The following is a 10,160-nucleotide window of genomic DNA, read 5'->3' on the forward strand; positions in this document are numbered from 1 at the left end:
GACGTTGCCGACGACGTGGACGTCCTGCAGAGCGTGGTCATCGGTGCCGGTCAGGCGGGGCTCTCGGCGTCGTACCACCTGGCCCGACGGGGCGTCGAGCACGTGGTCCTCGACGCCGACGACGCACCGGGCGGGGCCTGGCAGCACCGGTGGGACGCGCTCACGATGGCCGACGTGCACGGGGTGGCCGACCTGCCCGACGCCCCGCGCCCACCGGCCGAGGGGCACGAGAGGGCCAACGTCTTCGTCCCCGCGTACTTCGCGGCCTACGAGCGGGAGCACCACCTGCCGGTCGAGCGACCGGTGGCGGTCGACCGGGTCGACTCCGACGACGAGCTCCTGGTGGTTCGTGCCGGCGAGCGGACGTGGCGCACCCCGACCCTGGTGAACGCCACGGGCACCTGGCGTCGCCCGTTCGTGCCGCGCTACCCCGGTCAGGAGCTGTTCCGCGGCGAGCAGCTGCACACCGTCGACTACCCCGGGCCCGAGCACTTCCGCGGGAAGCGGGTGCTCGTCGTCGGCGGCGGCGCGTCGGCGGTCCAGTTCCTCGGCGCGCTGCGTCCGATCACGGACACCCTCTGGGCGACCCGACGCGAGCCCGTGTGGCGCACCGAGCCGTTCGACCCGGAGGCCGGCCGCGAGGCGGTGGCCCGGGTCGAGGAGCGGGTGCGGGCGGGGCTGCCGCCGCGCAGCGTGGTGAGCGTGACCGGACTGATGCTGCGCGAGCAGGAGCGGGAGGCCGAGCGGCTCGGCGCCTACGAGCGGCTACCGATGTTCGACCGGCTCGTCGCCGACGGCGCGGTGTGGGGCGGCTCCCCGGCGGGGGTGCCGGGCCGTGGGCGGCAGGGCGCCCCGGCGGGGGTGCCGGGCCGTGGGCGGCAGATGGAACAGTTCGAGCGCGTCGACGTCGTGCTGTGGGCCACCGGCTTCCGGCCCGACGTCGACCACCTCGCACCGCTGCACCTGCGCTCGCCCCGCGGCGGCATCCAGCTGGGCGCCACGCTCGCGACGTCGACGACGTCCGTCGCCGACCCTCGGGTGCAGCTAGTGGGCTACGGCCCGTCGGCGTCCACGATCGGCGCGAACCGCGCCGGGCGGATCGCTGCGAGTGCAGTGGTGCGGACGCTCAGCGCTCGCGCTGACGCTTGAGCGACCACGGCTCGAGGTGCTCGTAGCCCTTCACCGACACCCGCCGCGTGCGCCGGAGGCGGAACTCGTCGTGGTCGAGCAGCTCGGCCAGGTCGGCGTCGACCAGCACGCGGGCGGGGCGCGCCACGGAGGTCAGGCGCGCGGCGATGTTGACCGTCGAGCCGAACACGTCGCCCAGGCGCGCGAGCACCGGTCCGTGGGCGAGCCCGACGCGGACGTCGGGGAACTGCTCGTCCGCCTCGGCCCGTTCCACGAGCTCGAGCGCGAGGAGGGCGCCCTCCGTCGGGTCGTCCACGGTGAACAGCGCCTCGTCGCCGATCGTCTTGATCACCTGCCCGCCGTGCTGCACGACCAGCTCGGTGACGACCCGCTCGAACCACTCGACCATGGCGCCCAGCGCGCGGGGGCTCATCTGTCGGCTGCGTGACGTGTAGCCGACGATGTCGACGAAGCCGACCACGAGCTGGCGCTCCGTCTCCGAGCGCACGTCGCGCAGGGCGATCCGCGACGCCGTGGCGAGCAGGTGACGACGCCAGACGTAGCCCTGCACCTCCTCGACCATCGGGATCACCTCGGCGAGCACGTCGAGCGGCGGCTGCTCGCCGTCCTCGGCGGTCTGCAGCACGCCGAGCAGCAGCCTGGTCTGCCAGTCGGCGAGCCGGGCGAACGTCCGGCCGAGGGAGCGCACGAACTGCGGGAGCCGGTCCTCCTCGAGCACGCCGAGGTCGATCAGCCGTTTCGTCACCCGCAGCGCCTCGACGTCGGCCTCGGTGAAGGCAACACGGTCGTCCTCGACCTCGGGGAAGCCGAGGTAGCGCCACAGGCTGTTGGCGAGGTCGAGGTCCATGCCGGCCCGGTCGGCGACCTCCCGCTGGGTGAGCGTCGGGGCGCTGTCGAAGAGGTACTCGCCGGCGACGTCGATGAGCAGGCTCGGGTCGAACGCGGACTGTTCCGCGTGCTCGTTCATGCCAGGAAGGATAGGTCCAGATCGACGGCCCTGGGGCAGCCGAGCAGGGCGAGGGTGGAGTCGAGCTCGGCGACCAGCTGCTCCAGCACCGCCTGGGCGCCCGCGCGACCGTCGCGCGCGAGACCCCACAGGACGGGACGCCCGACGAGGGCGGCGTCGGCACCGAGGCACAGGGCCTTGGCGACGTCCCACCCGCGACGGATCCCGCCGTCCACGAGCACCGCGGCCCGGCCGGCCACCGCGTCGACGACCGGCGGCAGCGCCTCGGCCCCGGTGAGCACGGTGTCGAGCTGTCGGCCGCCGTGGTTCGACACGATCACGCCCGCCGCGCCGACGTCGACGGCCCGCTCCGCGTCGTCGGGGCGCAGGATGCCCTTGAGCAGCAGCGGCATGCCGGCCGCCTCGGCGAAGGCGTGCACGTCGTCCCAGGTGAGCGTGGGGTCGTGCATGGCGAAGATCTGCTCGGTCGTCAGCGGGGTCCCGCCCGGGTTGAGCGCGATCGGGTGGGTGATGCTGAACCCGGTGCGCTTGTCGCGCTCGCGCCAGCCGGCCACCGGGAAGTCGACGGTGAGCACGAGCGCCTCGTAGCCGGACTCCCGCGCCTCGGCGACGAGGTCGAGCGAGACCTGCCGGTCCTTGAACACGTAAAGCTGGAACCAGCGGTCGGGGCCCGCCACCTCGGCCACGTCGCGCGGCGCCGTCGTGGTCTGCGACGACAGCACGAACGTCGACCCGGTGGCCGCGGCGGCCGCGGCGGTGCCACGCTCCGCGTCCTCGTGGGCGTGCCGCTGGTAGGCCATCGGGGCGACGACGAGCGGGTGGGCGCGACGTCGGCCGAGCAGCTCGACCGAGAGGTCGCGCTCGCCGACGTCGACCAGCACCTTCGGCGCGAGCCGCACGTCGCTCCAGCTGGTCTCGTTGGCGCGCAGGGTCAGCTCGTCGCCCGCACCTCCCGCGAAGTAGCCGTACGCGCCCGCGCCGAGCAGGTCCTCGAGGTCGTCCATGCCGTCAGGCTAGTCGCGGAACCGCGCCAGGAAGGCTGCGGTGCGCGGGTCCTGCGGGGCGTCGAACAGCTGCTCCGGCGGCCCGATCTCGACGATCTCCCCGTCGGCGAGGAAGGCGACGACGTCGCTGGCCTCGCGGGCGAACGCCATCTCGTGCGTCGCCATGACGACCGCGATGCCGTCGGCGCGCAGGCCCTTGACGACGTCGAGCACCTCGCCCACCAGCAGCGGGTCGAGGGCCGACGTGATCTCGTCGAGGAGCAGCACCTCCGGGTCCATCGCGAGCGCACGGGCGAGCGCGACCCGCTGCTGCTGGCCGCCGGACAGTGCGTCGGGGTACGCGCCGGCCTTGTCGGCCAGGCCCACCCGCTCCAGGAGCACGAGCGCCCGCTCGCGCGCGGCCTGCCGCGAGACCCCCGCCGCACGGGTGGGCGCGAGCACGAGGTTCTGCAGCACGCTCAGGTGCGGGAAGAGGTTGTAGGCCTGGAACACGATGCCCACCCGGCGTCGCACCCCGTCGACGTCGACCCGCGGGTCGGTCACGTCCTGCTCGGCGCCCGACTCGTCGGCCAGCCAGACCGTGCCGTCGTCGACGGTCTCCAGCAGGTTGAGGCAGCGCAGCAGCGTCGACTTGCCGCTGCCGGAGGCGCCGATGAGGCAGACCACCTGCCCGGGCTCGACCGTGAGGTCGATGCCCCGCAGCACCTCGGTGCCGTGGTAGTTCTTGCGCAGCTGCTCGATCCTCAGCATCAGAGCCCTCCTGCCTCGCGGCGCATGCTGCGGACGGTCAGCCAGTCCGCCAGCCGGGCCAGCACGATGGTCGCGGCGATGAACAGGACCGCGGCGACCACGAGCGGCGTGAACACGAAGTCGCGGTTGGAGATGATGTTGGCCTGCCGCAGCGCCTCGACCAGGCCGATGACCGAGAGCAGCGCGGTGTCCTTCTGCAGCGACACGAAGTCGTTGAGCAGCGGTGGCGTCACCCGGCGCAGGGCCTGCGGGAGCACCACGTGGCGCAGGGTGCGTCCGTACGACAGGCCGAGCGCGCGTCCGCTGGCCCACTGCGTGGGGTGCACGGACAGGATGCCGGCGCGGATCACCTCGGCGACGTACGCGCCGTAGCTGAGGGTCAGGGCGATGACGCCGAGCCAGAACAGGCTGGTCGGGGCACCCGCGAGGTCGAGGGCCGGGACGCCGAACCCGACCAGCAGGACGACGAGCAGCGTCGGCGTGCCCCGGAAGACGTCGGTGTAGATCGTCGCCAGCAGCCGCAGCGGCGCCATCGCCGGCGACGGCACCACGCGGACCACCGCGACCACCAGCGCGACGACGAGGATGAACACCTCGCACACCACGAACAACCGGACGTTCAGCCAGAACGCCTCGGTGATCGGGCCGACCGAGTCCTTCGCGTCCTGCCAGTCGAAGAAGGTGCGCTGGACCCGGTCCCAGCCGGGTGAGCTGACGACGCCGAGCAGGAGCAGGCCGAGGACCACGACCGTCGAGACCGCGGCGACCGACCCGCGCCGCAGCGCCCGGGAGCGGCGGTACCGCTCCCGGGCCTGCTGGCGCTCGCTCGGCTGGTGGGTGCTCAGGACTGGCTCAGCTCGGGCACGTCGACGGCGTCCGACAGCCACTGCTGCTGCAGCTTCTCGAGCGTGCCGTCGTCCTTCAGCGCGTCGACGGCGGCGCTCACGCACGGGGTGAGCGCCGAGTCCTTGTCGAGCAGCAGGCCGAACTCCTCGGACTCACCCGTGCGCGGCTCGAACTGCCCGACGAGCTTCGCGCCGTCGAGCTCGGCGGCGACGAGGTAGAAGGCCGACGGCACGTCGGCGATGATCGCGTCGACCTGCCCGTTCTGCAGGGCCTGGGCGGCCTTCGTGGTGTCGTCGTAGACGAGCGGGTCGGTCGTGAGCCCGAGCTGCTGCGTGGCCTCCAGCGACGTGGTGCCGACCTGCGCACCGACCTTGGCGTCCTTGAGGCCCGCGAGGCTCGTGACGTCGGCGTACTTGGAGTCGGCGAGGGTGATGACGCCCTGCTTGGCCTTGTAGTACGGGCTGGAGAAGTCGACGACCTTCTCGCGCTCGCTCGTGATGGAGAACTGGTTGATGTCGAAGTCGAACGACTTCGCGCCGGGCTTGATCGCCTCGTTGAATCCCTGGGTGACCCAGGTGACCTTCTCGGGCGCGAAGCCGAGCTTCTCGGCCACCGCGCGGGCGACGGCACCCTCGTAGCCCTTGCCGTTCGTCGGGTCGTCGTCGGTGAACCACGGCTCGTAGGCCGGCGAGTCGGTCGCGATGGTCAGCGTGCCGGCCTTGTAGAGGTCCAGGTCGGCGGGCTTGCACTGGTCGAGGGAGACCGAGGAGGAGCTGTCGGACGAGGGCGACTCGTCGGCGGGGGCGCAGGCGGTGGCCAGGGCGAGCGTGGCAGCAGCGGCCGCGAGGGGGGTCAGGCGCATGCCGGAAAGCGTACGGCGCGCCTCCTGTCAGGAGTCGAAGTGCCCGCTCAGTGGACCGAGGATCGGCTTCCAGTCGCGCACCACGTGCTCGGCGACGAAGCCGGCGGACACGAACGGGTCGGCAGCCACGAGCGACTCGACCTGCTCGCGCGTGTCGGCGCGGAAGACGAGCAGCGCCTCGCGGCTGCTCGACGCCGGACCGCTCACGAGCAGCTCGGGCAGGTGGGCGAGGTAGTCCCGGTGCTCGGCGCGCAGCGTCGCGAGCTGGTCCTCGGGGGCTCCGTAGGTGTAGGTCACGGCGAAGATCGACATGACGTCAGCGTAGGCGCCACGGTTGCTGTGCAACTGGTTGCATATGTACCCTCGGACGCATGGCCCTGGAGCACGCGATCCTCGTGTCCCTCGCGGAGCGCTCCGGCACGGGCTACGAGCTCGCCCGCCGCTTCGACGCCTCCATCGGCAACTTCTGGAAGGCCAGCCACCAGCAGATCTACAAGGTGCTCGGTCGCATGGAGGCCGACGCGCTCGTGACGTCGCAGACCGTGACCCAGGACGGTCGGCCCGACAAGAAGGTCTACGCCCTGACCGACGCCGGTCGCTCCGAGCTGGCGCGGTTCACCACCGAGCCGTCGGCACCCGAGCCGCTGCGCTCCAGCTTCGCCGTGAAGCTGCGCGCGCTCGAGCACGGCGACCGCGAGGCGATCCTCGCCGACGTGCGCCGCAAGCGGGCCCACCACGCCGAGCGGCTCGCCTACTACGAGACGAGCGCCGAGCGCTTCTACCCCGACCCCGACTCGCTCGACCCCGCCGACGTCGGCCCCTGGCTCGTGCTGCGGGGCGGCATCATCGGCGAGCAGACGGCGCTCAGCTGGTGCGACGAGATCCTCGAGCGCCTCGAAGGGCGCGCACCCCGATGACGAGGACGCAGATCCCGAGCGTCATCGCCGTGGCGATGAGCACGGCGTGCACCCACAGGAACGACGTCGGAGCACTGCTCCACGCCTCGCCCGACCACGCCCGGTCGTCGTCGACGATCGCCTTCGCGAACCGCGGCCAGATGACCACGTTGAACACGCCCGCCACGACCAGCACCCACGCCGAGACTCTCGAGATCACAGGACCAGTATGAGCAGCCCGTTCACCCAGCCCGACCACCCGGACTACCCGCACCTGCTGACGCCGCTCGACCTCGGTCACACGACGCTGCGCAACCGGGTGGTCATGGGCTCGATCCACAGCAAGCTCGAGGACCGGCGCAAGGACCTGCCGAAGCTCGCCGCCTACTTCGCCGAGCGCGCCAAGGGCGGCGTCGCCCTGTCGGTCACCGGCGGCTTTTCGCCCAACCGCACCGGCTGGCTGCTGCCGTTCGGCGGCACCATGAACAACCGCTCGTTCGCCGACGCGCACCGTGTGGTCACCGACGCCGTGCACGAGCACGACGGCAAGATCGCGATGCAGATCCTGCACGCCGGTCGGTACGGCTACCACCCGTTCGTGAAGAGCGCGTCGCGGCGCAAGAGCCCGATCAGCCCGTTCCGGCCGCGCGCGTTCTCCGCGAGGGAGATCGACCGCACCGCCACCGACTTCGCAAAGGCCGCGGCCCTCGCGAAGCGCGGCGGGTACGACGGCGTCGAGATCATGGGCTCCGAGGGCTACCTCATCAACCAGATGATCACGGCCCGCACGAACACCCGCGACGACGCGTGGGGCGGCACCGCCGAGAAGCGGATGCGGTTCCCCGTGGAGATCGTGCGGCGCACGCGCGAGCTGGTCGGCGAGGACTTCATCGTCATGTACCGCCAGAGCCTGCTCGACCTCGTCGACGACGCACAGTCGTGGGACGAGACCGTCGAGCTCGCGCTCAGGCTGCAGCAGGCCGGCGTCTCGATCATCAACACCGGCATCGGCTGGCACGAGGCGCGGGTGCCCACCATCGTCACGTCGGTGCCCCGCGCGGCGTTCGTGTCGTACACCGCGCGGCTGCGCGAGGCCCTGCACGAGAACGGCACTCCCGTGCCGGTCGTCGCCTCCAACCGCATCAACACCCCCGAGGTCGCGGAGGGCATCGTCGCCTCCGGCCAGGCCGACCTCGTCTCGATGGCCCGGCCGCTGCTCGCCGACCCCGACTTCGTCGCGAAGGCCGCCGAGCGGCGCAGCGACGAGATCATCACCTGCATCGCCTGCAACCAGGCCTGCCTCGACCACACGTTCAAGAACCAGCGCGCCAGCTGCATGCTCAACCCGCGCGCCGGGCACGAGACCGAGCTGGTGCTGCTCCCGACGCAGCGCGCCAAGCGCGTGGCCGTCGTCGGCGCCGGACCCGCGGGACTGGCGGCCGCCGTCGAGCTGGCCGGCCGCGGTCACACGGTCGAGCTGTTCGAGGCCGACGAGACGATCGGCGGGCAGTTCAAGCTCGCCGCGCGCATCCCCGGCAAGGAGGAGTTCACCGAGACCCTCCGCTACTACACGCGCATGCTCGAGGTGCGTGGCGTGACCGTGCACCTCGGCCGTCGGGCCGACGTCGAGTCGCTGCGCCCCTTCGACGAGGTCGTGCTCGCGACCGGCGTCGAGCCGCGCGTGCCGTCGATCCCGGGACTCGACTCCGGCGTCGGCCCCACCGTGCTGCGCTACGACGAGGTCGTCGGCGGCGGCGCCGAGGTCGGGCAGACGGTCGCCGTGCTCGGCGCCGGCGGCATCGGCTTCGACGTCGCCGAGTTCCTCCTGCACGACCCGCACGAGTCGCTCGAGCACTGGATGAAGCGCTGGGGCGTCACCGATCCGGCGCTCGAGAGGGGTGGCCTGGCCACGAAGGTCGCCGCCCCGCCACGCCGCCAGGTGTACCTGCTGCAGCGCAAGCACAGCGCCCACGGCAAGGGCCTGGGCAAGACCACCGGCTGGGTGCACCGCCAGACGCTCAAGGACTCCGGCGTCGACTTCGTCGGCGGCGTCACCTACGACCGCGTCGACCACGAGGGCCTGCACGTCACCGTCCGCTCGAGCGAGAAGGACGAGACCGGCGAGGAGCTCTTGCTCAAGGTCGACACCATCGTCCTGTGCACCGGACAGGAGTCGGTGCGCGACCTCGTCGAGCCGCTCGAGGCGGCCGGCGTGACCACCCACGTGATCGGCGGCGCCGACGTCGCCGCCGAGCTCGACGCGAAGCGCGCCATCAAGCAGGCCACCGAGCTGGCCGCGCGCCTCTGAACCCCGCACCACGAGAGAGGGAGAACACCATGTCCACCACCCCCGGACAGACCACCCAGGTCCGACTCGCCGCCTACCCGGACGGCGAGCCCCAGGACTCCGACTTCGAGACCGTCACCGTCGACCTGCCCGAGCTGCAGGACGGCCAGGTGCTGCTGCGCTCGATCTACCTGTCGCTCGACCCGTACATGCGTGGCCGGATGAGCCAGGCGAAGTCGTACGCCGCCCACCTCGAGCTCGGCGACGTCGTGCTCGGTGGCACGGTGTGCGAGGTCGTCGAGTCGCGCGCCGAGAACCGCAAGCCCGGCGACGTCGTCCTCGCCTTCATCGGCTGGCAGACGCACGCCGTCGTCGACGCACGGCAGATGAAGCGCCTCGACCCCTCCACCGCGCCGGTCTCGACCGCGCTCGGCGTGCTCGGCATGCCCGGGTTCACCGCCTACGCCGGCCTGCTGGAGATCGGCAGGCCCGCCGAGGGCGAGACCGTCGTCGTCGCCGCGGCCGCCGGACCGGTCGGCTCGGCGGTCGGCCAGATCGCCCAGCAGAAGGGCGCGCGGGCCGTCGGCATCGCCGGCGGCGAGGAGAAGGTGCGCCTGCTGCGCGAGCACTTCGGCTTCGACGTCGCCCTCGATCACCGCTCCCCGACGTTCGTCGACGACCTGAAGGCGGCCACCCCCGACGGCGTCGACGTCTACTTCGAGAACGTCGCGGGCCCGGTCGGGGAGGCGGTGCTGCGCCGCATGAACACCTACGGTCGCGTGCCGGTGTGCGGTCTCGTGGCGAACTACAACGGTCCCGCCGCGTCCTCGTTCGGCTTCCCGGCGTTCATGGGCGCGGTGCTGGCGAAGAGCCTGACGGTGCGCGGCTTCATCCAGGACGAGTTCGTGCCCACCCACACCGAGGCGTTCACCCGCGAGATGGGCCAGTGGGTCGCGAACGGCGACGTCGCCTACCTCGAGGACGTCGTCGACGGGCTCGAGAACGCCGTCGACGCCTTCCGGGGCCTCCTCACCGGCCGCAACGTCGGCAAGCTCCTCGTGAAGGTCGGCAACGACCCCACCCGCTGACCCCACCCCCTCCGCTGGACGCGTATCGAGACCACCCGGCAACTGCCCAGCGCGGGTCAGCTCCCCAGCGGAAGCCCAGAGTGGTCTCGATACGCCCGACCGAGCTCCTCCGTCGCCGGTCGGCCTACTCGACCAGCGGTAGGTCTCGCTGGTCGAGTAGCAGCCACGCGCGAGGAACGAGCGCCGTCGCTGCGTATCGAGACCACCCGGCAACGGATCAGCGCGAACCGGCTCCCAGCGACAGCCCAGAGTGGTCTCGATACACCTCCCCTCGCTGGCGCTCGTGGAGGCACTCGACCAGCGGTGGATAC

The 10,160-nt window shown here is 72.1% G+C and carries 11 protein-coding genes; 4 read left to right on the forward strand and 7 right to left on the reverse strand.

All coding sequences use genetic code 11. The features are described 5' to 3' along the window. Nucleotides 1-15: 15 nt before the first annotated feature. Nucleotides 16-1,149: an FAD-dependent oxidoreductase gene (locus tag NH339_RS08940; protein WP_253024542.1), complete on the forward strand. Its 1,134-nt coding sequence runs from the start codon at nt 16-18 to the stop codon at nt 1,147-1,149. Here NH339_RS08940 and NH339_RS08945 read toward each other — a convergent pair. The 6 genes from NH339_RS08945 to NH339_RS08970 are packed head-to-tail and all read right to left on the reverse strand — an operon-like array spanning nt 1,127 to nt 5,890. Continuing rightward, on the reverse strand, nt 1,127-2,116 hold the full coding sequence (locus tag NH339_RS08945) for an adenylate/guanylate cyclase domain-containing protein (RefSeq protein ID WP_253024544.1): 990 nt from the start codon (nt 2,114-2,116) through the stop codon (nt 1,127-1,129). The two genes, NH339_RS08940 and NH339_RS08945, sit on opposite strands and share 23 nt — an antisense overlap. Next, nucleotides 2,113-3,120 carry an alpha-hydroxy acid oxidase gene (locus NH339_RS08950; RefSeq protein ID WP_253024546.1) on the reverse strand — a complete coding sequence of 336 codons (1,008 nt, stop codon included), beginning with the start codon at nt 3,118-3,120 and terminating at the stop codon, nt 2,113-2,115. Before NH339_RS08950 ends, NH339_RS08945 begins: the two co-directional genes overlap by 4 nt. A gap of 9 nt (nt 3,121-3,129) precedes the next feature. Continuing rightward, nucleotides 3,130-3,870 (reverse strand): amino acid ABC transporter ATP-binding protein, encoded by a 741-nt coding sequence (locus NH339_RS08955; RefSeq protein WP_253024548.1) that lies wholly within the window; start codon nt 3,868-3,870, stop codon nt 3,130-3,132. Continuing rightward, nucleotides 3,870-4,757, reverse strand: a complete 888-nt coding sequence (locus tag NH339_RS08960; RefSeq protein ID WP_253024550.1) for an amino acid ABC transporter permease — start codon at nt 4,755-4,757, stop codon at nt 3,870-3,872. Before NH339_RS08960 ends, NH339_RS08955 begins: the two co-directional genes overlap by 1 nt. After that, entirely contained in the window at nt 4,712-5,578 is an 867-nt protein-coding gene (locus NH339_RS08965) for an ABC transporter substrate-binding protein (RefSeq protein ID WP_253024552.1), read from the reverse strand. The genes NH339_RS08960 and NH339_RS08965 overlap by 46 nt, the downstream gene beginning before the upstream one ends. Before the next feature lie 27 nt (nt 5,579-5,605). After that, the gene (locus NH339_RS08970; protein WP_253024553.1) at nt 5,606-5,890 is read right to left on the reverse strand and encodes a YciI family protein; all 285 of its coding nucleotides are present in this window, start codon (nt 5,888-5,890) and stop codon (nt 5,606-5,608) included. Nucleotides 5,891-5,949: 59 nt separating this feature from the next. On the opposite strand from NH339_RS08970, the gene NH339_RS08975 reads away from it, so the two are divergent. Further along, nucleotides 5,950-6,495 (forward strand): PadR family transcriptional regulator, encoded by a 546-nt coding sequence (locus NH339_RS08975; RefSeq protein WP_253024554.1) that lies wholly within the window; start codon nt 5,950-5,952, stop codon nt 6,493-6,495. Here the strand turns inward: NH339_RS08975 and NH339_RS08980 are convergent. Beyond that, on the reverse strand, nt 6,443-6,694 hold the full coding sequence (locus NH339_RS08980) for an SCO4848 family membrane protein (RefSeq protein WP_253024555.1): 252 nt from the start codon (nt 6,692-6,694) through the stop codon (nt 6,443-6,445). The two genes, NH339_RS08975 and NH339_RS08980, sit on opposite strands and share 53 nt — an antisense overlap. Nucleotides 6,695-6,703: 9 nt before the next feature. On the opposite strand from NH339_RS08980, the gene NH339_RS08985 reads away from it, so the two are divergent. Both NH339_RS08985 and NH339_RS08990 read left to right on the forward strand, forming a co-directional pair. Continuing rightward, a complete protein-coding gene (locus tag NH339_RS08985; RefSeq protein WP_253024556.1) occupies nt 6,704-8,782 on the forward strand; it encodes an NADPH-dependent 2,4-dienoyl-CoA reductase in 2,079 nt (692 codons plus the stop codon). A 29-nt stretch (nt 8,783-8,811) separates the two neighbouring features. After that, complete coding sequence (locus tag NH339_RS08990; protein ID WP_253024557.1) at nt 8,812-9,849, forward strand: NADP-dependent oxidoreductase; 1,038 nt, start codon at nt 8,812-8,814, stop codon at nt 9,847-9,849. Nucleotides 9,850-10,160: the final 311 nt, after the last annotated feature.

Source organism: Aeromicrobium sp. CnD17-E, from assembly GCF_024124745.1.
Lineage (GTDB): Bacteria > Actinomycetota > Actinomycetes > Propionibacteriales > Nocardioidaceae > Aeromicrobium.

Bases quoted from the DNA above. Each gene is read 5' to 3' on its own strand.
- NH339_RS08975 (WP_253024554.1), top strand. From the start codon at position 5,950: ATGGCCCTGGAGCACGCGATCCTCGTGTCCCTCGCGGAGCGCTCCGGC.
- NH339_RS08950 (WP_253024546.1), bottom strand. From the start codon at position 3,120: ATGGACGACCTCGAGGACCTGCTCGGCGCGGGCGCGTACGGCTACTTC.
- NH339_RS08965 (WP_253024552.1), bottom strand. From the start codon at position 5,578: ATGCGCCTGACCCCCCTCGCGGCCGCTGCTGCCACGCTCGCCCTGGCC.
- NH339_RS08955 (WP_253024548.1), bottom strand. From the start codon at position 3,870: ATGCTGAGGATCGAGCAGCTGCGCAAGAACTACCACGGCACCGAGGTG.
- NH339_RS08970 (WP_253024553.1), bottom strand. From the start codon at position 5,890: ATGTCGATCTTCGCCGTGACCTACACCTACGGAGCCCCCGAGGACCAG.
- NH339_RS08990 (WP_253024557.1), top strand. From the start codon at position 8,812: ATGTCCACCACCCCCGGACAGACCACCCAGGTCCGACTCGCCGCCTAC.
- NH339_RS08945 (WP_253024544.1), bottom strand. From the start codon at position 2,116: ATGAACGAGCACGCGGAACAGTCCGCGTTCGACCCGAGCCTGCTCATC.
- NH339_RS08985 (WP_253024556.1), top strand. From the start codon at position 6,704: ATGAGCAGCCCGTTCACCCAGCCCGACCACCCGGACTACCCGCACCTG.